The organism is Sphingomonas sp. (assembly GCF_013816785.1).
In the GTDB taxonomy this organism is placed as follows: Bacteria; Pseudomonadota; Alphaproteobacteria; order Sphingomonadales; family Sphingomonadaceae; genus Sphingomicrobium.
The window spans coordinates 20,545-42,553 of the sequence record NZ_JACDDV010000012.1 but is presented as its reverse complement, the minus strand read 5'-3'; the positions used below and the strand labels follow the sequence as shown (position 1 = coordinate 42,553).

17 protein-coding genes, 1 tRNA gene and 1 pseudogene are annotated in these 22,009 nt (G+C 65.2%); 8 read left to right on the top strand and 11 right to left on the bottom strand.

All coding sequences use genetic code 11. The features are described from left to right. Positions 1–27 precede the first annotated feature (27 nt). The 5 genes from H0W65_RS04475 to H0W65_RS04455 all read right to left on the bottom strand — a co-directional run bounded on the left by H0W65_RS04475 (position 28) and on the right by H0W65_RS04455 (position 7,668). Positions 28–2,907 (bottom strand): valine--tRNA ligase, encoded by a 2,880-nt coding sequence (locus H0W65_RS04475; protein WP_294004392.1) that lies wholly within the window; start codon positions 2,905–2,907, stop codon positions 28–30. A 126-nt stretch (positions 2,908–3,033) separates the two neighbouring features. Beyond that, the gene (locus H0W65_RS04470; protein WP_294004390.1) at positions 3,034–5,094 is read right to left on the bottom strand and encodes a S9 family peptidase; all 2,061 of its coding nucleotides are present in this window, start codon (positions 5,092–5,094) and stop codon (positions 3,034–3,036) included. A gap of 39 nt (positions 5,095–5,133) precedes the next feature. Further along, positions 5,134–5,544, bottom strand: coding sequence for a DUF2497 domain-containing protein (locus tag H0W65_RS04465; protein ID WP_294004388.1), 411 nt, complete (start codon positions 5,542–5,544; stop codon positions 5,134–5,136). Positions 5,545–5,559: 15 nt separating this feature from the next. Further along, positions 5,560–7,014: a TolC family outer membrane protein gene (locus H0W65_RS04460; protein WP_294004386.1), complete on the bottom strand. Its 1,455-nt coding sequence runs from the start codon at positions 7,012–7,014 to the stop codon at positions 5,560–5,562. 21 nt (positions 7,015–7,035) lie between these two features. Next, positions 7,036–7,668 carry a protein-L-isoaspartate O-methyltransferase gene (locus tag H0W65_RS04455; RefSeq protein ID WP_294004384.1) on the bottom strand — a complete coding sequence of 211 codons (633 nt, stop codon included), beginning with the start codon at positions 7,666–7,668 and terminating at the stop codon, positions 7,036–7,038. 342 nt (positions 7,669–8,010) lie between these two features. Here H0W65_RS04455 and H0W65_RS04450 point away from each other — a divergent pair. The 3 genes from H0W65_RS04450 (at position 8,011) to H0W65_RS04440 (ending at position 9,243) form a co-directional block, all read left to right on the top strand. Then, positions 8,011–8,084: transfer RNA gene (locus H0W65_RS04450), tRNA-Cys, on the top strand. Positions 8,085–8,218: 134 nt separating this feature from the next. Continuing rightward, positions 8,219–8,653, top strand: a complete 435-nt coding sequence (locus H0W65_RS04445; RefSeq protein ID WP_294004382.1) for a copper chaperone PCu(A)C — start codon at positions 8,219–8,221, stop codon at positions 8,651–8,653. Beyond that, complete coding sequence (locus H0W65_RS04440) at positions 8,653–9,243, top strand: SCO family protein (RefSeq protein WP_294004380.1); 591 nt, start codon at positions 8,653–8,655, stop codon at positions 9,241–9,243. Before H0W65_RS04445 ends, H0W65_RS04440 begins: the two co-directional genes overlap by 1 nt. On the opposite strand, the gene H0W65_RS04435 is transcribed toward H0W65_RS04440, so the two are convergent. After that, positions 9,240–10,109, bottom strand: a complete 870-nt coding sequence (locus H0W65_RS04435; protein ID WP_294004378.1) for an alpha/beta hydrolase — start codon at positions 10,107–10,109, stop codon at positions 9,240–9,242. The two genes, H0W65_RS04440 and H0W65_RS04435, sit on opposite strands and share 4 nt — an antisense overlap. 41 nt (positions 10,110–10,150) lie before the next feature. On the opposite strand from H0W65_RS04435, the gene H0W65_RS04430 reads away from it, so the two are divergent. Continuing rightward, positions 10,151–11,518, top strand: a complete 1,368-nt coding sequence (locus tag H0W65_RS04430) for a protein adenylyltransferase SelO family protein (protein WP_294004376.1) — start codon at positions 10,151–10,153, stop codon at positions 11,516–11,518. Between the two features lie 45 nt (positions 11,519–11,563). Beyond that, on the top strand, positions 11,564–12,994 hold the full coding sequence (gene astD / locus H0W65_RS04425) for a succinylglutamate-semialdehyde dehydrogenase (protein ID WP_294004374.1): 1,431 nt from the start codon (positions 11,564–11,566) through the stop codon (positions 12,992–12,994). Between the two features lie 226 nt (positions 12,995–13,220). On the opposite strand, the gene H0W65_RS04420 is transcribed toward astD, so the two are convergent. Continuing rightward, on the bottom strand, positions 13,221–14,735 hold the full coding sequence (locus H0W65_RS04420) for a replicative DNA helicase (RefSeq protein ID WP_294004372.1): 1,515 nt from the start codon (positions 14,733–14,735) through the stop codon (positions 13,221–13,223). A gap of 161 nt (positions 14,736–14,896) precedes the next feature. Here H0W65_RS04420 and H0W65_RS04415 point away from each other — a divergent pair, with 161 nt between their 5' ends. The 3 genes from H0W65_RS04415 (at position 14,897) to kynU (ending at position 17,249) form a co-directional block, all read left to right on the top strand. Then, complete coding sequence (locus H0W65_RS04415; protein WP_367120123.1) at positions 14,897–15,385, top strand: hypothetical protein; 489 nt, start codon at positions 14,897–14,899, stop codon at positions 15,383–15,385. A gap of 89 nt (positions 15,386–15,474) precedes the next feature. After that, entirely contained in the window at positions 15,475–16,029 is a 555-nt protein-coding gene (gene dcd, locus H0W65_RS04410; RefSeq protein ID WP_294004368.1) for a dCTP deaminase, read from the top strand. Then, a complete protein-coding gene (gene kynU / locus H0W65_RS04405) occupies positions 16,026–17,249 on the top strand; it encodes a kynureninase (protein ID WP_294004365.1) in 1,224 nt (407 codons plus the stop codon). Before dcd ends, kynU begins: the two co-directional genes overlap by 4 nt. Here the strand turns inward: kynU and H0W65_RS04400 are convergent. The 4 genes and pseudogenes from H0W65_RS04400 to H0W65_RS04385 all read right to left on the bottom strand — a co-directional run bounded on the left by H0W65_RS04400 (position 17,246) and on the right by H0W65_RS04385 (position 22,005). Beyond that, positions 17,246–17,851: an NADPH-dependent FMN reductase gene (locus H0W65_RS04400; RefSeq protein ID WP_294004362.1), complete on the bottom strand. Its 606-nt coding sequence runs from the start codon at positions 17,849–17,851 to the stop codon at positions 17,246–17,248. The genes kynU and H0W65_RS04400 overlap by 4 nt on opposite strands. Positions 17,852–17,885: 34 nt before the next feature. Next, positions 17,886–20,153, bottom strand: a complete 2,268-nt coding sequence (locus tag H0W65_RS04395) for a ribonuclease R family protein (RefSeq protein WP_294004359.1) — start codon at positions 20,151–20,153, stop codon at positions 17,886–17,888. A gap of 1 nt (position 20,154) precedes the next feature. Beyond that, a pseudogene (locus tag H0W65_RS04390) lies at positions 20,155–20,480 on the bottom strand (endonuclease domain-containing protein). A 103-nt stretch (positions 20,481–20,583) separates the two neighbouring features. Continuing rightward, a complete protein-coding gene (locus H0W65_RS04385) occupies positions 20,584–22,005 on the bottom strand; it encodes a M20/M25/M40 family metallo-hydrolase (protein ID WP_294004356.1) in 1,422 nt (473 codons plus the stop codon). Positions 22,006–22,009 lie beyond the last annotated feature (4 nt).

The following is a 22,009-nucleotide window of genomic DNA, read 5'->3' as shown; positions in this document are numbered from 1 at the left end:
TGGGCCCCGGCCTCCGCCGGGGAACAGTTAGCCCAATCGCGCCAGCGCCGCCGCCAACCGCTCGGCCTCGGAGGCGCGGGAGTCGTGGTCCTCGCGCGCCTTGGCGACAGCCTCAGGCTTAGCGCGCTCGGCAAACGCCGAGTTGGCGAGCCGCGCGGCGAGGCCGTCGCGGTCTTTCTCCGCAGCGGCGATGGCCTTGGCGAGGCGGGCCTTCTCGGTGTCGAGGTCGATTGCGCCTTCGAGCGGAAACGCGATGGTGGTGCCGCTGACCCCAATCTGTGCCGATCCGGCGGGGACCGAGGCCGCCGCCACTGGTGCGCCAAGCTTGGCCATGCGTGACAGCGTCGCGGCATTGCTCGTCAGTCGGTCAGTCATCGCCGCGTCGCCGCCAATAACGTGTGGAACCAGAATCGCGGTCCACGGGATATTGAGCTCGGCGCGTACCGCCCGGACCTCGGTGACGATCGCGATCAGGCCGTCGATGGCGGCCGTCGCTGGCAGGTCACGCTGCGCCTCGGGCTCCGGCCACTTAGCGACGATCAGGTCGTAGGGCCGCTCACCCATCGAGTGCCACAGCTCTTCGGTGATGAACGGCATCAGCGGGTGGAGCATGACGAGGATCTGGTCGAACGCCCAGGCGGCGACGGCCTTGGTCTCTTCACTCCCCTCCCGCTCGCGGGAGGGGTTGGGGGTGGGGGAAGTTGCGCCTTCCGACGCCCCCACCCCTTCGCCGCTGCGCGGCTCTTCCCCTCCCGCTTGCGGGAAGGGGGACACAACACCCTTAATGAACTCGACATACCAGTCGCAGAAACTGCCCCAGGTGAAATGGTAGATGGCGTCGGCCATGTCGTCGAAGCGTAGCTCGGCGAAAGCCTTGTCGAGCTTGGCCAAGGTGTCGACCACCTCGCCAATAATCCAGCGGTTGACTGGAAGCGTGGCGTCGGGCGCCTTGATTGACGTTGAAGCGCCCACGCCGTTGCCCTGAAGAAAGCGCGCGGCGTTCCACAGTTTGGTGGCGAAGTTGCGGTAGCCTTCGACGCGTTTCTCATCGAGCTTGATGTCGCGGCCCTGGCTTTCCATCGCCGCCATGGTGAAGCGCAGCGCATCGGCGCCGAAGCGATCGATCAGGCCGAGCGGATCGACCGTGTTGCCCTTCGACTTGGACATTTTCTGGCCCGCCGCGTCGCGGACCAGGCCGTGGAGATAGAGCGTCTTCCACGGCACCTCCTTCATGAACTCGATCCCTTGCATCGCCATCCGCGCATCCCAGAAGAACAGGATGTCGAAGCCCGAGATGAGCACGTCATTGGGGTAGTGGCGCTTGAGGTCTTCGGTCTGCTCGGGCCAGCCGAGGGTGGCGAAGGGCCAGAGGGCAGACGAGAACCAAGTGTCGAGCACGTCGTTGTCGCGCCAGATGGGGCGCTGACGCTCGACGTCGATTTCTTTTGAAAGCACTTTCCAAAGCGCCTCTCCACGGTCAGCGCAAACCACGATTTCCCGTTCACCGACTTGCTCAGAATAATATGATGCGGCCGCCTGTTTGGCATCTTGTTCGGTTTCGGCGACGAAGGTCTCATCAAACGCCGTCGATGCATTGGCCCAACTCTCTCCCGGTGCGGGAATACCGATCCCCCTGTCTTTCGGACCGTACCACGCCGGAATCCGATGCCCCCACCACAGTTGGCGCGAGACGCACCACGGCTGGATGTTCTCGAGCCAGTTGAACCAGGTCTTGGCCCAGGTTTCGGGAACGATCTTGATCGCGCCGGACTTGACCGCCTCGATCGCCGGCTGGGCCAGCGTCTTAGCATCGACATACCATTGGTCGGTCAGCCATGGCTCGATCACCACCCCCGAACGGTCGCCGAACGGCACCATGTGGACATGGTCCTCGACCTTGTCGAGCAGCCCGCGCACGGTGAAATCGGCGACGACCTTTTCACGCGCTTGGTAGCGGTCGAGGCCGCGATACTCCGGTGGGCAATTGTCGCTCATCGTCGCGTCGGCGTTGAGCAGGTTGATGAACGGGATGTTCGCCGCGGGATGGCGCAGCGCGACCTCATAATCGTTCCAGTCGTGCGCCGCGGTAATCTTTACCGCGCCCGACCCGAAATCCATCCTGACATGCGCGTCGGTAATGATCGGGATCAGTCGATCGACGATCGGCAACAGGCAGCGCTTGCCGACGAGGTGCGCATATTTGGGATCGTCGGGATGCACCGCGACCGCTCCGTCGCCGAGGATCGTTTCGGGCCGCGTCGTCGCGATTGCGATGAAGCCGCTGCCGTCTTCCAATGGATAGCGGAAGTGCCAGAACTTGCCGTTGACCTCGCGCTGCTCGACTTCGAGGTCGCTGATCGCGGTCTGGAATTTGGGGTCCCAATTGACGAGCCGTTTGTCGCGATAGAGCAACCCGCGTTTGTGCAGCTCGACGAAGACATGGGTGACGGCTTTCGAAAAGCCCTCGTCCATGGTGAAGCGCTCGTTGGCCCAGTCGCAACTGGCGCCGAGGCGGCGGAGCTGCTGGGTGATTTGGCCGCCGGACTGCGCCTTCCATTCCCAGACATGCTCGAGGAACGCCTCGCGGCCGATCTCGGCGCGCTTGATGCCCTGGCTGTCGAGATTTCGTTCGACGACCATCTGCGTGGCGATTCCGGCATGGTCAGTGCCGACCACCCACAGCGCATCCTTCCCTTGCAGCCGAGCATGGCGGGTCAAAATGTCCTGCAGTGTGACATCGAGCGCATGGCCGATGTGCAAGCTGCCGGTGACGTTGGGCGGCGGCATGACGATGGTGAAGGGGGTGGCGTCGAGTCGCTCGGGCCGGAACTGGCCGCTGGCCTCCCAATGGGCATACCAGCGCGCCTCAATGACGCCGGGTTCGAAAGTTTTGGCCAATTCGGTCATGGAGCGCGGTTAGCGGGGCGCTGAGTCATACTCAACCGCCTGTCGTCATTGCGGGCGAAACGAAGCATTCCAGCTTAGCGCCGACTGGTTCGCTTCGTCGCAACTCTCCTCGCAATGACAAGGAATCTAGCGAGCGGCGCCGTCGCCGATGTAACGATTCAACCAGCCGAACACCTCGCCATACCACTGAATCGAATTCTTCGGCTTGAGGACCCAGTGGTTCTCGTCGGGGAAGACCAGCAGTTTCGAGGGAATGCCGCGGCGCTGCAGGGCGGTGAACGACGCCAGTCCCTGCGTATAGGGGATGCGGAAATCCTTTTCGCTGGTGATGACCAGCATCGGCGTCTTCCACTTGGCGACATGGTTGACCGGGTTCCAGCGCTCGAACGCGGCCGGATCCTCGTAATAGGCCTTGCCGCCATGCTCCCACTCGTCGAACCATAGTTCCTCGGTCTCGTAGGCCATGGCGCGGGCGTCGAACACGCCGTCATGCTGGACCAGGCAGCGGAAGCGGTCGGGCCACTGGCTTTCGATCCAGTTCATCATATAGCCGCCGTAGCTGGCGCCCAATGCGCAGGCGCGGTCGGCGTCGAGCGAGGGGTCGGCGGCGGCGGCGAAAGCCAGGCCGCGCTTCAAATCCTCCAGCGGCTTGCCGCCCCAGTCGCCCCGGATCGCGTCGGTGAATGCCTGGCCGTAGCCGGTCGAGCCGTGGAAATCGACGCTGACCACGGCATAGCCCGGCGAAGAGATAAGGCGCGAGTTCCAGCGGTAGGACCAGGCGTTGCCGAAGCTCCCTTGCGGCCCGCCGTGGACGACGAAGGCGATCGGCATTTTCGGCTGGTTGCGGGCACCGGCGGGCTTCAACTTCATGCCCCACACCTGGTCGCCGCGGGCGCCCTTGAATGCGAATTTTTCGAACGTAACCGGGTCGAGCTGGGAGATGAGGGCGCGATTGACGTCGGTCAGGCGAGTGACGCGGCCGCGGGCGTCGACGCGGAACAGATCGTCGGGCGCAATGATACTGTTCTGGGTAAAGATCGCGCCGCCGTCGGCGGTGGCGACGACATTGCCGGCGTGGCCGTTGCCGGTCACGCGTTTAATGCGGCCGGTGGCGACGTCGACCCGAAAGATCGGCAGCTCCATGACATCCTCGGCAGTGATCAGCAGGCTGCGGCCGTCAGGGCTCCAGGCAAGCGAGCCGGCCGAGCGGTCCCATGCAGCGGTCAAGGCACGGGTCTGGCCCGAGGCTAGATCGCGCAGCATGATCACCTGGCGATCGCTTTCATAACCAGCGCGGGCCATCGAGACATAGGCTAGCGTGCGGCCATCGGGCGAGACGGTCGGCAGCGTGTCGGTGCCATCGTTGGCGTCGGTCAAATTGACCGGCCGAGCCGATCCGTCGGTGGGCGCCGCGAAAATATCGAGGTTGGTCGAGGTCGCCTCGATCCGCCCGGTCTCACGCAGCGCGAAAAAGGCGGTGCGGCCGTCGGGGGAGAGGGCAATCTCCTCAGCCCCGCCGAACGGCTTCGACGGCGTGTCGCCGACCAGCGCGCCGCTGACCGGAACCCCGGCGCCGGTGACCCGCCCATTGGCGATCGGAAAGGCGAACAGGCGACCCTTGACGCCCGGCTCGGCCCAGGTGTCCCAATGGCGCACGAACAATTGGTCGTAGGTGCGGCCCGTTCCGGTCGCGGGCTTGGGCGGAAGCCCGGAGCAGGCGAAATCGGGACAACGCGTATCGCGGTCGGCCCAGATCAGCAGCCGGCTGCCGTCGCGGCTGACCGTGAAGCCCGAAATGTCGCCCTTGAGCGATGAAATCTGGACCGGCTTCCCGCCGATCGCCATGCGAAACAGCTGATCCTGGTCCTTGACCGGGGCGAGGTACCAGATCGCGCCGTCGGCACCGAACACCGCGTCATGGCCGCCCGTCAGCGCAGCCACCGGCTGCGGTGTGGCGCCGGCTCTCCTCAGATCGAGCAATTGGATGGGATTGTTGCGCTTGTTCTTCGCCATGTCGGTGGTCGACAAAGTGAAGACCGCATAACGGCCGTCGGGTGAAACGCTGGGGGCGCCCACGCGGTGCATCATGTGCATGTCGGTGACGGTCATCGGCCGCGCCAGCACGGGGGCGGCGGCGATCAGGGCGGAGGCGGCAACGGCCGCGGCGAGCAAGGTGCGTGCGATCATGACGCAAGGGCTAGCAGCGCCCTCGCTCCTTCGCCAGCCCTAGACGGGCCGACCGGTGATGCGCGTGATCTCGCGCTTCACATGCTCGTCGACAATGCCCGGCAAATGGTCATCGAGCCATTGTTTGAGGATCGGGCGGAGCATCTCGCGCACCAATTCCTCCAGGGGGTTGACCGTCGGCGGCGGCGGCGCGGCCGCGGCGACGCTGACCAGCTCCTCGATCCGCAAGCGACTGCTGTCGGCGAGCGCGTCCGCGACCAGCGGCGGGCCAAGATCGACCGGCGGCGCCAGCGGTTCGGCTGCCATCGTCTCATCGAGTTCGAGGATGTCGTCGTCTTCAGACACTGGCGAGGGAGGTGGCGCCGCGGCGCGAATCTCCTTTTCCTCGGCGATCACGCGCTTGATCGACGCCAATATGTCTTCCATCGACGGTTCGCGGGCGGCTGCCATGGCCAACCCTATCGCTTATCGCGGAGCCGGTGTCACGCCCTGCGGTTGCTCGGCCGGAGTCACCGTGCTGGTCGCCACCGGATCGTGATGCCGATCACCCGACCAGTCGTTCCAGTCGCCCGCGACGCGGCGGTAATTGCCGAGCGGATCGTAAAGCGGTCCGCCATCAAGCCCGAGGTCGTCGGCCTCGGCCTGGCCCATGGCGTTCAAGAGCTGAAAACCGGCAACATATTGATCGCGGCGCGCGGTAACCAGCGCGACCTGGCTGTTGAGCAACTCCTGCTCGGCGTTCAGCACGTCGAGGATGGTGCGGGTGCCGACGCCATTTTCGGCACGGGCGCCTTCCAGAGCCAGCTCATTCGCGCTGACCGCGACCTGATTCGAGGCAATAGCGTTGGTCGCCGCCTGATAGGTGGCGAAGGCGGCGCGGGTGTTGGCGACGACGGCCCGTTCGGTGGCGACGCGCTGCTCAAGGGTTTGCCCTTCGATCGCCTGCGCCTGCCGGATGCGCGCGGCGGGAAGCCCGCCCTGGTAGAGTGGAACGCGGCCCTGGACGCCGATCGAGGTCGCGGTGCCGGTCAGCGTGCTTGATTCGCCTGTATTGGGGTTGAAACCGGCCGACCCACCGAAGGTCCGGACGTAATCGGCGGAGCCGAGCGCCGACACGGTCGGGAGCCTGCTGGCGCGCGCCGAGCGGACGTCGAACCCGGCGGCCTCGGCTTGGCGGGTGACTGCGATCAGGTCCGGATTGTTGGCGAGCGCGATTTGCGCCGCTTGATCGGGGCTGGTCGGCAACGGAGGGAGCGGCGGTGGCGGAGCGAGCGCGCCGGGTGCCTGCCCGATCACCCGCCGGTAATTCTCCTCGCTTGAGGTCAACCGGCCTTGCGCGGTGGCAAGCGTCGAGCGGCCGAGCGACTGACGGGCTTCGGACTGGGCGACATCGGTTCGCGTCAGGTCGCCGATCTGAAACCGGTCGCGGGTCGCCTCCAAATTGGTCGATAGCACGCGCACTTGGTTCTGGTTCAGTTCGACGATCGCCCAGTCGCGGATCACGTCCATATAGGCGGCGACCGCTTCGGTGAAGATGTCGCCCTCGACCGCGCGGAGCGTGGCTCGGCCGGCCTCGGTCCGGGTCTTTGCCGCCCTTATGCCATTGCGGACGCTGCCGCCCTGAAACAGCGGATAAGAGAGGTCGAGCCCACCGTTGAGAAACGGGCCGTTGCTGGTCCGCCGCAGTGTCCCCGCCTGGGTGATGTCGCGGCTCACTCCGATAGTAGCAGCCACCGTCGGCCGGCCGGCGGCGCGGGCGATGGCGACTCCGGCATCGGTCGACTTGAGCGCCTCGCGCTGGCCGGTCAGCGTCGGGTTGGCGCGATAGGTCGAGGCCAGCGCCTCTCGCAGCGTGTCGGCGGAGGCGGTGCCGGCCGCGAGCGCGGCGATCAGCGTGGCAATGGCGAAGTAACGCGTCACGGGGATATTTCTCCGATGCAATCAGAAGGTGAAGACGCGCGGCCGCTCGAAGCCCGGCAGAAAGGCAACGTCGGCGTCGGCCAGCGTCCTCAGCCCAAGCGCGCCGCGCGCGGCATGGCCGATGACCAGTCGAGTGACGCCGCGATCGGCGATGGCGCCGGCAAGCCTGCCACCGGGCGCAAGCTGCTCAATCAGCGCCGGCGGAATTTGCTCGACCGCGCCATCGAGCAGGATGAGATCGTAGGGCGCCTTGCTGCCGAAGCCCTCGACAAGCGCGCCGATATCCGTCGGCACACCGGCTTCGACCGCCATTGCAGCCAGCGCCGCGTCCCGCTCGAGCGCGACGACATCGAGCCCAAGCGCCTTCAGCAGCGCGGCCGAATAGCCGATGGCCGACCCGACCACCAACGCCTTTTCGCCGGCGATCGGCGCAATTTCGCTGAGCAGTAAGCCAAGCGCCGCCGGCGGCATCATCGCGCGACCGCCGCCGATCCGCAACGGCCGGTCGAAATAGGCCAGCGCGCGCGCCGCCTCAGGCACGAACCGCTCGCGCTCGATCGTGCCCATCGCCGCCAGGACGCGGCGATCGGTCACCCCTTGGGGGCGAAGCTGGCTGTCGACCATCGCCCGGCGGGCAAGGCTGTAGTCGGTCATCGATTCCCTCGTCATCGGCAAGCTGTCATATGACACTAATACAGCTGCGGTTCAAGCGACCCATATCCTGTGGCACCGCGTCCGCCAAGCGAACCCCGTTGCCGTTCGTCGAATGGTTGCGTCCGCGCACCCCGGTTGACAAGCGGCAGGCCGACCCAAAACCCAGCGCACCTTCCAAATGGCCTTGAAATATGTCGGCCAGCGGGTAAGGGCACGAAGCGCTGTCGCCGCCATGGGCTCCCGGGTTCCGGGCGGAACAAAGCAGGAAGGTGGAAACTGACCGGGACGCAAAGTGGAAACTCCACCGCCGCGTCGCGAAAAACCAGCGGAAATCAGCCAAAAGGCCCGATGGCGGAGTGGTGACGCAGAGGACTGCAAATCCTTGCACCCGGGTTCGATTCCCGGTCGGGCCTCCAATTCATTTTGGAAATGGCGGAATTGCGCGAGTTTTTGAACTGGTTAGCCAATTCGTAAAAATAGGTTAGCCAATTCGCCGCGCCCTTGAGCGTGGGCATTGCGCTCCTCAGTCGACACAATTACTGGCTCGGCCATGCGCTACCTCGCCAATCTCCTGCCGTTGCTGATGATAACGGGATGCGGCTCGCCCGCTGCCCCGGAGGTCATGGTGACCGAGGTATGGGCGCGCGCTGTCGCCCCGGGCCAGACGACCGGCGCCGTCTACATGACGATCGCCAATAAGGGAGACGACGGCGATCGCCTGCTCGCGGCAAAAGCCTCGGTAGCGCCTTCCGCGATGCTCCATCGCTCGACCACCACGAACGGCATCGTGTCGATGGAAATGGTCAAGTCGCTCGACATTCCAGCGCATGGAAAAGCGGTGCTGGCGCCTGGCGGGACGCATTTGATGATGACCGGGCTGACCGTGCCGCTCTCGCCGGGCGACCGTTTCTTTGTCGATTTCACGTTCGAAAGGAGCGGACATCAGACCGCATCCGGCAAGGTCGCCGTCGCGGGCGCTCGCTAATGCTGGGCAAGACAAGGGTGGCACTGTGGCTGCTAGTCGCATTCGCTGCGGCGGGGGCCTTGTTCCTGGTCTTGCGGCCCGCCCAACCAATGCGCCAGGCCGAACAGGCCCAGCTTGGCCCAATCGGCGGACCGTTCACCCTGGTCAACAGCGACGGGCAACCGTTCGCCAGCAGCCGGCTGACCGGCAAGCCGGCGGCGATCTTCTTCGGCTTCATCCATTGTCCCGATGTTTGCCCCACCACGCTGGCGCGCTTGATCAAGTTGCGCCGCCAGTTGGGCAACGATGACCTGGCAATCGTCTTCGTCAGCGTCGATCCCGCGCGCGATCGACCGGCCGACCTCGCCCGCTTCGCCGAGCTTTTCGATAACAAAGTCATCGCCCTGACTGGCAGCGAGGCGCAGGTCGAAAAGGTCAAGCAACTATTCGGTGTCTTTTCGCAAAAGGTACCGGAGCCCGGCGGGGAATATGGCGTCAATCATACCGCCGCGGTGTTCGTGATGGACCGCGACGGCAAATTCGTCTCGACCATCGCGCCCGATGAAGACGATGTCGCCGCGCTTGCCAAATTGCGGCGGGTTGCTGGCTAGTCCTGCCGTGCGAGCACCCGGTCCAGCAGCCGCTCGATGGCCGCGATCGATTCGGGCTCGTCCAGACTGGGAGTATGGCCCACGTCGGGGACGGTGACCAGCTCGGCATCGGAAACCTCGCGCGCCATCCGCTCCGCTACGCCCGGATCGAGCAGATCGCTCAGTGCGCCCCGAAGCACGGTCACCGGCCGCCCATCGAGCGACCGGTAATAGGACCACATGTCGACCGGCGGAGCCTCGGCCGCCACGCGAAAATTGTCGGCGATCGCCATGTCATAGTCGAAACCTACCGAGCCATCCGGCCGCTCGCGCGCGACGCGGCGGGTGAAGCGTTCCCAGTCCGCCGCAGCCCAGCGCGGGAACTTCGCGGCGCTGCGGGCCGCCAGTCGGGCCGCGGCTTCGGCCCAGTCGGCATAGATGACTTCCTGTCCGACGTAGGATCCGATCCAGGCAACGCCGGCCGGATCGAGCTCCGGCCCGATGTCATTGAGCAGGGCGCCGGCGATCCGCTCATTATCCGACCGGGCAACGATCATGGTCACGAGTCCCCCCAGCGACGTTCCGAGGAATACCGCATCGGCGATGCCTAGCTGGTCGAGCATCTTCATGACGTCGGCGGCGTAGACGATCGGCATGTAGCGGGTGGGGTCGGGATCATGCTCACTCAATCCGCGCCCGCGAAAGTCGAGCGACAGAATTCGCCATTCGCCGGCAAAGCGATCGGCGACCGGCTCGAAATCGCGGGAATTTCGGGTGAGACCGGGCAGGCAGAGGATCGGCGGACGTTCGTGCGGTCCGTCATAGTCGCGATAATGGAGCCGCAGCCCATCGGCGCTGTTGAAGCTGCGGTCGGTCCATTTCGCCATCGGCGCTTTCCCCCATAGGTCACCTCCCCTATCGCGGGCCGATGGCCGCGCCGCAACCTTATCGTGCCGACCCCGCGATTCTGGGCCTTGGCGATGCGTTTTACGACGTGGTGGCGCCGGCCCGGTTCCCGCAAGCGATCCCGCGATTTCTCAATCGCCGATGGGCCGAGCGGATTGGTCTGACCCACCTGGATTGGGAGGCGCACTTCGCCCGGTTCGAACCGCTGCCCGACAATCTGCCGCAGGCGCTTGCGCTGCGCTATCACGGCCATCAGTTCCGTCACTACAACCCCGATCTCGGCGACGGGCGCGGCTTCCTGTTCGCCCAGCTGCGTGAGGTTTCCGATACGCTGCACGGGCGAAGCGGCCGCCTGCTCGACCTCGGCACCAAGGGCAGCGGGCAGACGCCGTGGAGCCGGCGAGGTGATGGCCGCCTTACCCTCAAAGGCGGGGTGCGAGAGGTTTTAGCGACCGAGATGCTCGAGGCGTTGGGGGTTAACACGTCGAAGAGCTTCGCGCTATTCGAGACCGGCGAGGCACTCCTCCGCGGCGATGAGCCCTCCCCGACCCGTTCGGCGGTGCTGACCCGGCTCAGTCACGGCCATATCCGCATCGGCACGTTTCAACGGCTGGCGTTTTTCAATGATACAGAGGAGTTGAAGCGGCTGACTGCTTACTGCCTTGGTCAATTATATGAGGAGCCGGGCGACGATCCGCTCCGCCTGTTCGACCTGGTCTGCACCGCGACCGCGACCCTCGCCGCGTCGTACATCGCCGCAGGGTTCGTCCATGGCGTGCTCAACAGCGACAATATCGCCATTACCGGCGAGAGCTTCGACTATGGCCCATGGCGGTTTGCGCCCGACTGGGACGAGGGCTTCACCGCCGCTTATTTCGACGAATATGGCCTCTACTCCTTCGGCCGCCAGCCCGAGGCGATCCAGTGGAACATGGCGCAACTGGCCGGCTGCCTGGCGCTGGTGGCGGACGCTCCCGCATTGTCGGACGTGCTGGCGCAATGGCCCGCGCGGTTTGAGGCGGCGCTGGGCGAGCGGTTCGCGCGGCGGCTCGGCGTCGAGGCCGAGCCGGGTTTGCTCCCGGCCGTTCTCAAGGCGCTGCGATCGCGCAAGGTCGGGCTCGACCGCTTGTTCTTCGACTGGCGCGGCGGGCGCCTGCCACGGGCCGAGCAATATTCAGACCCGTCCTTCGAGGATCTTTTCATTCTGTTCGCCGAGCGGGGGCGGCCACCGCCCCCCCCCTATTGGTCCGACCCGGCGCCCTGTTCGATGCTGATCGACGAGGTAGAGGCGATCTGGACGGCGATTGCCGACCATGACGACTGGGCGCCATTCGAAGCCAAGATCGCCGCGATCCGACGAATGGCCGACGCCATGACATCCGATGCTTGACCCGTGCGCAGCGCCGTGGGAACGCCCGCCGGGCGGGGAGTGTAGATGAACGAGTTGATCGTTTCGACCGAGCCGGCAACCGGCGTGGAACTCTGGTCAGGCCCGGTCGGCGATGCGGCGTCCGAAGTTGCTGCGGCGCGCGCCGCCTGGCCCGAGTGGGCGGCCCATTCGGTCACCTACCGGATGGAAGCGCTGCGCCGCTTCGCCAACGTCGTGCGGGCGAGGGAGCCCGAGTTCGCCGACCTGATCGCGCGCGAAACCGGCAAACCCTATTGGGAAGCGAAGACCGAAGTCGCCTCGGCCATCGCCAAGGTCGACATTTCGATCAACGCCTATTCCGAGCGAACGCCGACGCGCAAGCTGGAGGCGGCGATGGGCAACAAGGTCGCGGTCCGGCACAAACCGCACGGCGTGCTGGCGGTGCTCGGCCCCTATAATTTCCCGGCCCACCTTCCCAACGGCCACATCGTCCCGGCGCTGGTCGCCGGCAATGCGGTGGTGTTCAAACCGTCCGAAAAGACTCCCGCGACCGGCGCTTTCCTGGTCGATTGCTTCCACGAAGCGGGCGTGCCCAAGGGCGTGATCCGCCTGCTCATCGGCGGCATCACCGAGGGCAAAGCGCTCGCCGCCGAACCCGGGATCGACGGGCTTCTGTTCACTGGGTCGGTAGGTGCCGGTGCCTCACTCGCCCGGCAGTTCGCCGAGACGCCGCAGAAAATCCTCGCGCTCGAGCTTGGCGGCAACAGCCCGATCGTCGCGTGGGATGTCGCCGACCTGCCCGCCGCGGCGGCGATCATCGTCCAGTCGGCTTACCTGTCGGCGGGGCAGCGCTGCACCGCGGCGCGCCGCCTGATCGTCGAGGATGGCGCGCACCAGCCCCTGATCGACGAAATCGTCAAGCTGATCGACCGGATCATCGTCGACCATCCCCATGCCGATCCCCAACCGTTCATGGGCCCGGTCATCGACCTTATCACCGCCGACATCCTCCAAGACCGCTTCCTCGGCCTGATGATGAAAGGTGGAAAGCCTATCCGCCGACTGGACCGCCCGCATGAAGAGCGGCCCTACCTGACCCCGGCGCTGATCGACATGACCGACGCCAAGAACCGCCTCGACGAGGAATTGTTCGGGCCGGTGCTGCAACTGATCCGGGTCAAGGATTTCGACGCGGCGATCGACGAGGCCAACAACACGCGTTTCGGCTTGGCGGCCAGCCTATTGTCCAAGGATCCGGCGCTCTACGACCGCTTCTGGGCCAACATTCGTTCGGGCGTGATCAACTGGAACCGGCCCACTAACGGCGCCCCCTCGGCCGCCCCGTTCGGCGGAGTCGGCATGAGCGGCAACCACCGCCCCAGCGCCTACTACGCCGCCGATTACTGTGCCTACCCGGTGACCAGCGTTGAGGCGGAGGTGACGCGCGGCGGGATCACCGAGGGGTTGCGGGAGGCTTATGTGCCGGGGAAGGATTGAGGGGCCGCTAAGGATGAAAAAGTGGACGTTCTCACGCTCTTCATTCCCGCGAAAGCGGGAACCTAAGCTAGCGCGATATGATCGAAGCGGGAATGCGCGGGCCGTCACGGAGTAAATCCGTGACGTCGATCGACACGGCCTTGCCGGTCGTCGGCCGGCCTTCGCCGTCTCTTCGAGTAACGCTCGCTCGCTTCGCTGCGCGTTCGTTACGCTCGGCGGCTTTGGCTTACCCCCGCATCTCCGGGATATACCCCTCGTCCACCGGGTCGCTGAACTTAGTCACGCGGCTGTCGAAGCGCATCTTGACCTTGCCGGTGGCGCCGTGGCGCTGCTTGGCGACGATCAGTTCGGCCATGCCATAGACGCTGTCCATTTCTCGTCGCCAATCTTCGTAGTCTTGACGAACTTTGGCGTCGGAGTCCTCTTTAGGAAACTTGGGCTCCTTCGCGGCGACATAATAATCCTCACGATAGACGAACAGCACGATGTCGGCGTCCTGCTCAATCGAGCCCGATTCGCGCAGGTCCGACAGCATCGGTTTCTTGTCTTCGCGCTGCTCGACTGCACGGCTCAATTGCGACAGCGCCAGCACTGGCACGTCGAGTTCCTTGGCGAGTTGCTTCAAACCGCGGCTGATCTCGGAAATTTCCTGAACGCGGTTGTCGTTGCTGCTTTTGCCGGTTCCCTGGAGCAGCTGGAGATAATCGACCACCACCATGCCGATCCCCTTCTGCCGCTTGAGCCGCCGCGCGCGGGCGCGGAGCGAGGCGATGGTCAAGCCGGGGGTATCGTCGATGTACAAGGGCAGCGTCGACAGCTCGCCGGCGGCGCGGGCGAGGCTGCGAAATTCCTGCTGGCTGATCTTGCCCATGCGGAGGTTTTCCGAGCTGATGCCCGATTGCTCGGCGAGGATACGCGTCGCCAGCTGATCGGCCGACATTTCGAGGCTGAAAAAGGCGACCGCGGCGCCCGCGCCCTTGGCCGGGTCGACCCCCTCCTCCTGCTCGCGAATGAACCGCTGGGCGCAGGCGAACGCCATGTTGGTCGCAAGCGCGGTCTTACCCATGCCCGGGCGCCCGGCGAGGATGGTGAGGTCGCTCTTGTGGAGGCCGCCGATCTTGGCATTGATCCCGTCGAGCCCGGTGGTGACGCCCGACAAATGCCCGCCGCTGTTGAGCGCCTTCTCGGCCTGTTTGATTGCCAGTTGGCTGGCTTCGCCGAAGCTCTTGACCTTGCTTTCGCTGCCCCCTTCTTCGGCCACACGGTAAAGTTCGCTCTCGGCACGCTCGATCTGGGCGAGCGGGGCGACCTCCTCTGACGTGTCCAATGCGCTTTCGACCAGGTCGCGGCCGACCCCGATCAGGGCACGGAGCAAGGCCAGGTCGTAAATCTGCGCGGCGAAGTCGCGCGCGCCGATGATCGCCGCGCCCGAACCGGTCAGCTGGGCGAGATAGGACGGTCCGCCGACCTCCTTCATCGCCTCGTCGGCGTCGAAAATCGGCCGCAGCGTGACAGGATTGGCGACCATATTCTTGTCGGTCATCCGAAGGATGCCTTCGTAGATCCGCCCATGCAACGGCTCGAAGAAATGGTGCGGCTTGAGGCGCAGCTGAACGTCCTCGACCAGCCGGTTGTCGATCATCAACGCGCCGAGCAGCGCCGCCTCCGCTTCGATATTCTGGGGCAGCGCTGCGCTCGCGGGCGGCTCGGCGGATTCGGTGATGCGGATAATCTCGGCCATGCGCGCATCCTACGCCCATCGCGCGAAACGATGAAGCGGGCACGCTACGATTTTCGTGGACCGACCTGTGGAAAAAGCCGGTGGACAAGCGCGAGTTTGGTATCTGGTTTGGCACAGCCGACAGCTGGTAAACCGATTCGAAGACTGATAGGTCAGAATCGATGGACGCGATCATGCGGATACCCCTTTCGCGCCGCTTGTTCCTGGTGGGAGCGGGCGCGTTCGCCGTGTCTTGCGCGACCGGTCGAAGCCACGCCGCGCCGGCGCGCCTTCTGTTTGTCTGTCAATTTGGTTCGGTGAAGAGCGCGGTTGCGCGTGAATGGCTTCGCCGCCGCGCGGCAGAGCGCCATATGCCCCTGACCGTCGAATCGCGCGGCCTGACGCCCGAAGCGCATGTTTCCCCAGCCCTGGCCGCGGCACTGAAGGCGGACGGAATCAATTCCGCCGCCGATCCGCTTCGCCAGTTCGCGATTAGGGACGCGGCTGCGGTGGACATCGTCATTCTGTTTGACAAGGCGCCTGCGGTTGCTGCGTTGGGCAAGAGTCGCGATTGGTCGGATCTTGGATCGATGAACGCCGATTATCCCGCGGCGCGAGCGGACCTCCTCCAACGGATCGACCGGCTTCTCGATGAAATCGGCAAACGTTGAGCTTGGGACCTGGCCTCAATCCAATAATGTGCCGTCCCACCCCATCGCGCCGATTGCTCACCCCGTCCTTCCCCCGCTAGCAACACCCCATGAGCATTTTATCCGATCGCTGGATTCGCGAACAGGCCACCAACCGCCAGATGATCGAGCCGTTCGTCGAGGCGCAGCGGCGCGACGGGTGCATCAGCTATGGCCTGTCGTCCTATGGCTACGACGCCCGCGTCGCCGACGATTTTAAGATTTTCACCAACGTCGATTCGGCGGTGGTCGACCCGAAAAACTTCGCCGCCAACAGCTTCGTCGACAGGAAGACCGACGTCTGCATCATCCCGCCCAACAGCTTCGCGCTGGCCCGGACGGTCGAATATTTCCGGGTGCCCGAGGATGTGCTTGTGATCTGCCTGGGCAAATCGACCTATGCGCGATGCGGGATTATCGTCAACGTGACACCCTTGGAGCCCGGCTGGGAGGGGCACGTCACCCTCGAATTTTCCAACACCACGCCGTTACCGGCCAAAATCTACGCCAACGAAGGCGCCTGCCAGTTCCTGTTCCTCAAGGGCAACGAGCGCTGCGAGACGAGCTACAAGGACCGCGCCGGCAAATATATGGGCCAGCGCGGCGTGACTTTGCCGAAGTTGTGACCCTCGACGAAGCCCGCGCGCTCGACGCCGCCGATCCGCTGAGGGAAACGCGCCAGCGATTCCGATTACCCGAGGGTAAAATCTATCTCGACGGCAATTCACTTGGCGCGCTGCCGCTCTCGACAGCCGGACGCATTGCTGGCGTCGTCGAGCGCGAGTGGGGCGACGACCTCATCGTCAGCTGGAACAAGCATCACTGGATCGACGCGCCGAGCCGGATCGCGGCCAAGCTGGCGCCAATCGTCGGAGCCGGCGCGGACGAGATGCTCATCGCGGATTCGACCTCGGTCAATTTGTTCAAGCTGCTCGCGGCGGCGCTCGCGGCGCGGCCGGGGCGAACGGTGATCCTGTCCGACCAAGGCAACTTCCCGGCCGACCTCTATATCGCACAGGGCCTGGCACGAATGCTGCCTGGCGTAACACTGCGCACCGTACCGGCCGACACCATCGACCAGGCACTCGACGACCAAGTGGCGGTGCTGACGCTCACCCAGGTCGATTATCGCAGCGGCCGTCGCCACGACTTGGCTGCGCGCACCGCGGCCGCGCATCGGGCGGGGGCGCTGACGTTATGGGACCTGTCGCACAGCGCCGGGGCGATCGAGATCGACCTGGCCGGATCGGCCGCCGACATGGCGGTCGGGTGCGGATATAAATATCTGAACGGCGGACCCGGTGCGCCGGCCTGGCTGTTCATCGCCCGCGCGCTGCAGGATCAGCTCGACAACCCGCTGTCGGGCTGGATGGGCCATGCCGACCCGTTCGCGTTCGACCGGGCCTATGCGCCGCGCCCCGGCATTGCCCGCTTCCAGACCGGAACCCCCTCGATCCTGGCTATGACCGCGCTCGACGCCGGGCTCGACAGCTTTGCCGGCGTGAAGATGGCGGCGATCGAGGCCAAGGCACGCGCGCTGACCGACTATTTCATTGGTTGTGTCGAGGGGCGCTGCCCCGCCCTTGCGCTTGCCAGCCCGCGCGATGCGGCGAAGCGCGGCAGTCATGTCGTGTTCGCCCACGCCGACGCCTATGCCGTAATGCAAGCGTTGATCGAGCGCGGCGTGATCGGCGACTTTCGCGCACCCGACCTGATCCGCTTCGGCTTCGCGCCGCTTTACAACGGCTTCGACGACGCGTGGCGCGCCGCCGACGCGCTGAGCGAGGTGCTCGATCGAAAGCTGTGGGACGTCCCGCGGTTCAAGGCCCGCGCGCGAGTAACTTAGCTCGCCTGTGCCTGCTGGGTCGGATCGGGAGCAATTTTGGCGCGACCGTGGCCGATCAGATCGACCCAGTCGGCGAAGGCGTTCGCGAAGGCCTTGACCAGCTTGGCCACCGTCTCGTCATGAACCGTCCCATCGAGGCCGATTTTGTCGTCGTTGATGAGGCCCCAATAGGCCTCCGGCTGCTGCATCACCGGCATGTCGAGGAACACACAGCTCTGGCGCAGCGCATGGTTGGAGCCGAACCCGCCAGTCATGCCGCTCGAAGCGGAGAAAACGGCCGCGGGCTTCTTGGCGAACACGCTCCGGCCATAGGGCCGAGAGCCGACATCAAGCGCGTTCTTAAGCGCACCGGTCATCGAGCGGTTATATTCGGGGCTGCCGAAAAGCACGCCGTCCGTCGGTCGGACCGCATCGCGAAAGCGGGCCCAGGCTTCGAGCGCTTGCTTGCCGTCGAGATCCTGGTTGTAAAGCGGCAGGTCGCCAAGCTCGACCGGAACGCATTCGATCCGGTCGGTCGCGGCGAAGATCGCCTGACCGAGGCGGCGGTGAAAACTGTCCTTGCGGAGCGAGCCGCAGAGGAAGGCGATGCGGGGCTTGGTCATGGCGTTTGAAGGTGTGGGGCGCGGGGAAGTTCCCTTAACGCTTGCGGCCCTGATGCCGAATATTCGCGGGACGGCCGCGGCGGGGGCCGCGCGAGACGGTGCGGTCGCGGCGATCGCGCGGCGGCGCGGCGAACTTGCCCTCGGGCAGTTCGAACCGAAGCGCACCCGATGCCGGATTGGCCTCGACCAGTTTCAATTCGATCTTCTGACCCTGCTTGAACGTCTCGCCGCTTTGCTCGCCGACCAGCGCTTTTGCCGCCTCGTCATAGCGGAAATATTCGTTGCCGAGGATCGCCGCCGGGACGAGGCCGTCTCCGCCCAGCCCTTCGACTGTGGCGAAGAAGCCGAACGGCTGCACGCCGCTGATCCGGCATTTGAGAATCTGCCCAACGCGGTCGGCGAGGAAGGCGGCGACGTAACGGTCGATGGTCTCGCGCTCGGCCTCCATCGCGCGGCGTTCGAGCATCGAAATCTGCTCGCCTACCGCCGCGAAATTATCGGCATCCTCCTTGGGCAAGCCGCCCTCGCCCAAGCCATGGGACCCAACCAGCGCGCGATGGACCAGCAAGTCGGCGTAGCGCCGGATCGGCGAGGTGAAATGAGCATAGCTCGCCAGCGCCAGCCCGAAATGGCCGAGCGGTTCGGGCCCGTAGCGCGCCTGCATCTGCGTCCGCAGCACCTGTTCCATGATCTCGGGCCGTGCGTCATGCTCGCCGACGCGATCCAGAATATGGTTGAAGGTCGCCGGCTTGATCACTTGGCCGAGCGCGAATTCGACCCCGAAGGTCGCGAGATAGTCCTTCAGCGCGACCAGTTTCTCGCGGCCCGGCGCCTCGTGGATGCGATACATCACCGGCGCCTTTTTCTTTTCGAGCGCCCTGGCCGTGGCGACGTTGGCGGCGATCATAAAATCCTCCACCAGCCGGTGCGCGTCGAGCCGCTCGCGCGGCGCGACCGACATGATCCGCCCCTTCTCGTCGAGCACCACTCGTCGCTCGGGCAGGTCGAGTTCGAGCGGATCGCGCTTGTTGCGCGCGGCGAGCAACGCCTTCCAGCAAGCCCAAAGGGGTTTGAGCGCCTTGTCGACGAGGTCGCGCGAGACCGGTCCGTCCACTGCCGGCATCGAGCAGGGCGATGAGGCCACTTCGAAGCTTTCCTCATCCAAATTGTCGATCGCCGCCTGCGCATCCTCATATGCAATGTTTGCGGTCACACAAATCTTGGCACGTGAGAATCGCCAGCTTTTAAGCGCACCGTCCTTGCCGACATGCAAGTGGCAGGCAATCGCGGCGCGGACCTCGCCCTGCTTCAGCGAACAGATGTCCGACGACAGTTCGTGGGGGAGCATCGGCACCACGCGGTCGGGAAAATAGACGCTGTTGCCGCGCGCGCGCGCTTCCTTGTCAAGCGCCGAGCCGGGGCGGACGTAGAAGCTGACGTCGGCGATCGCGACGATCGCGTCCCAGCCACCGCCATCCTCGCGCGCCGCCGCCCCGATAGCGTCGTCATGATCCCGCGCGTCCTCGGGGTCGATGGCGACAATCGGGAGGTGCGTCAGGTCTTCGCGGTCGCCGAGTGGCAGCTTCGCCACCCTCCCAGCCTCCTCGATTGCCTCGTCGCGAAATTCGTCGCTGAGGCCGTGCTTATGGATCGCGATCATCGAGAAGCTGCGCGGCGCGAACGGATCGCCGAGGATGGCGTCGACCCGGGCCGTGGTGCGCGGCGGTCGGCCCGACGGCTCCGCCAGCACGAGGTCGCCGGGCTGTGCATCCTTCAAGTCCGAAATCGTCAGCTCGCGCCGCTCGCGCTTGTCGACCGGGGTCAGGAAGTGGCGGTCGCCCTCCTTGCGCACCACGCCCAGCACCAACTCGGCCGAGCGCGCGAGCGTCTTCATGACATGGGCGACATGTCCCTTCCCAGCCTCCTCGGTCCGCGCGAGGATGCGGTCGTTGAGCGCTAGCGCCGAGCGCCGCCCTTTCTCAATCACGCGCAGCCGCGGCGCGGGCGTGTCGGCGTGCCAGCTTTCGGGCGTCGCCCACACTTGGCCATCGTCGACCGAGATGACGCGCAACACCGTCACGCGCGGTACCCCGCCCGCCTTGTGGAACGCGCGGCCGGGGGCGCTATCGATCAGCCCCTCGTCGGCCATGTCCTTGAGCAGCGATTTGAGCAAAATCTTCTCATGCCCCGACAGCCCGAACGCGCGCGCAATCTCGCGCTTGCCGGCCGGCTGGCCCGACTGCGCGATGAAATCGAGGATCTGTTTGGGAGTGGGCAGGCTGGGAGGAGGTTTGCGGGGCATGCTAAAGCCCTCCCCCTTGATGGGGGAGGGTTGGGTGGGGGTGACGCCCGTGCAGCGCAGCATCGATCACTGTCCAGACTCCGTCCGTGTTGCCAAGCACATCGTGATTCCAGAACCTGATCACGCAATATCCTTTTTGCTCGATAACCGCCGTCCGCGCCACATCGACTTCGTCATTATGCTCCCCGCCATCAACCTCGATCACCAACTTCGCGCGATGGCTGGCAAGTCTGCGATAAAATGACGGATCGACACTTGGTGGCGGAAATGCTCCTTGGGAAAAGCTTCGCGGAGCAAGCGCCAGAGGGCGCGTTCCGAATCGGTCATGTCGCGGCGCAAGTGTCTGGCGCGTGTGACGGCGCCGGGTGATGGATGATGCTTCAAGCGTATTGCTTTACGTCCAGCATCACCCCACCCCAACCCCTCCCCATCAAGGGGAGGGGCTTTTGGCCGGCTCGACCCAGGGCTTGAACGCCCCGCCCGGCACCGCCGAGGCGACCGGGCTTTCGAAGCCGTCCTTGCTGACCGAAGAGACTCCAAACACCCAGTCGTCGACGCGGATGTGGGGCAGGACGACGTGGCATTCGCCCGCCGGGTACTGGGTAGATTTGAAACAGCTATTGGGCGGACCCTGATCACGGCCATCGTAAAACTGTACTTTCAGCTGTGCCTGCCATTGATTTGTATCCGTTCGACGCCAGCGCACGTAGAAATCGCGCTCTATGCCCGGAAGCCAGCTAACTTCCGTGTCGGTGCTCACCGCCCCCTCGACCGTCGGTTCGGGCGGCGGCGGGGCGCTGGCGAGGGCGGCGAGCGCGGCGACGTTGAGTTTGGTAACCTTGGCCAGATAGGGAAAATCCATGGCCGCGACGGTGTCACCGTAGCGCTTGCCCTTTTCGACGCGGACATCCTGATGTTGCTGGTCGTAATTCTCGACCGCGACCGACAGGCGGACCGCGGGATAGCCGGCGTTGAGCAACTCGGTATGGTCGCCGCCACGGCCGAAGCGGTCGTTGCGCCAAATTTGCCGGACATCGAGGCCGATCGCCGGGATGCGCTCGGCGAGGCTATCGAGGAAGCGCGAGATGTTGCGCGACGGGCTGTCATTCTCCCCACCGAGGCTGCGGATTTGCGCGGCCAGTTCCTCACGCCCCTGCCAGCGCGGGCCTTCGGAGAAAACGCGCACGGTCTTGGCATCGCACTCCCCGTCAGAGCCGCAGCTGTTGCCGATGATGTCGTTGTTGAGATTGGCGACGACGTTCCAGCCCTGCGCCTTGGCATAGTCGGCGAGCACCTTGCCGCCCAAGAGCCCCTGCTCCTCCCCCATCAGCGCGGCGTAGACGATGGTGCCGGGAAACTTGTGCTTCGACAGCACCCGCGCCGCCTCCAGCACCGCCGCCGTCCCCGACCCGTCGTCGTTGGCGCCGGGCGCGTCGGCGGCTGAGTTCATCACGTCGGTCACCCGGCTGTCGATATGGCCGGAGATGATGACCACGTCGTTGGGCCGCTCGGTCCCGCGCTGGATGGCGAGGATGTCGGTGATTTTGGTGGGGTTGGGCACGCGCTTGCCGGTGACGACGTCGCTCGGCCGAACGGTTGGCAGTCCGAGGTTCCTGAACTCAGCATCGGCCCAGTTGAGCGCCGCGCCGATCCCGCGCTTCGAATCGGTTTGCGACGACAGGGTGTGGCGAGTGCCGAAGCCGACCAGATTCTCGACGGTCGCCTTCATCCGCTGCGAATCGACGCCTTTGGCGATCGCCGCCAACCTCGCATCGGGCCCGCCCGGTCGAGGCGCGGCAACGGCGGCCCCGGTGGTGATGAGCAGGGCGGCAAGCAACATCGAACGCGTCATATAT

Excerpts from the sequence above, each read along its gene's own strand:
- H0W65_RS04475 (WP_294004392.1), bottom strand. The coding sequence starts at position 2,907 with ATGACCGAATTGGCCAAAACTTTCGAACCCGGCGTCATTGAGGCGCGC.
- H0W65_RS04470 (WP_294004390.1), bottom strand. The coding sequence starts at position 5,094 with ATGATCGCACGCACCTTGCTCGCCGCGGCCGTTGCCGCCTCCGCCCTG.
- H0W65_RS04465 (WP_294004388.1), bottom strand. The coding sequence starts at position 5,544 with ATGGCAGCCGCCCGCGAACCGTCGATGGAAGACATATTGGCGTCGATC.
- H0W65_RS04455 (WP_294004384.1), bottom strand. The coding sequence starts at position 7,668 with ATGACCGACTACAGCCTTGCCCGCCGGGCGATGGTCGACAGCCAGCTT.
- H0W65_RS04445 (WP_294004382.1), top strand. The coding sequence starts at position 8,219 with ATGCGCTACCTCGCCAATCTCCTGCCGTTGCTGATGATAACGGGATGC.
- H0W65_RS04440 (WP_294004380.1), top strand. The coding sequence starts at position 8,653 with ATGCTGGGCAAGACAAGGGTGGCACTGTGGCTGCTAGTCGCATTCGCT.
- H0W65_RS04435 (WP_294004378.1), bottom strand. The coding sequence starts at position 10,109 with ATGGCGAAATGGACCGACCGCAGCTTCAACAGCGCCGATGGGCTGCGG.
- H0W65_RS04430 (WP_294004376.1), top strand. The coding sequence starts at position 10,151 with ATGGCCGCGCCGCAACCTTATCGTGCCGACCCCGCGATTCTGGGCCTT.
- astD (WP_294004374.1), top strand. The coding sequence starts at position 11,564 with ATGAACGAGTTGATCGTTTCGACCGAGCCGGCAACCGGCGTGGAACTC.
- H0W65_RS04420 (WP_294004372.1), bottom strand. The coding sequence starts at position 14,735 with ATGGCCGAGATTATCCGCATCACCGAATCCGCCGAGCCGCCCGCGAGC.
- H0W65_RS04415 (WP_367120123.1), top strand. The coding sequence starts at position 14,897 with ATGGACGCGATCATGCGGATACCCCTTTCGCGCCGCTTGTTCCTGGTG.
- dcd (WP_294004368.1), top strand. The coding sequence starts at position 15,475 with ATGAGCATTTTATCCGATCGCTGGATTCGCGAACAGGCCACCAACCGC.
- H0W65_RS04400 (WP_294004362.1), bottom strand. The coding sequence starts at position 17,851 with ATGACCAAGCCCCGCATCGCCTTCCTCTGCGGCTCGCTCCGCAAGGAC.
- H0W65_RS04395 (WP_294004359.1), bottom strand. The coding sequence starts at position 20,153 with ATGCCCCGCAAACCTCCTCCCAGCCTGCCCACTCCCAAACAGATCCTC.
- H0W65_RS04385 (WP_294004356.1), bottom strand. The coding sequence starts at position 22,005 with ATGACGCGTTCGATGTTGCTTGCCGCCCTGCTCATCACCACCGGGGCC.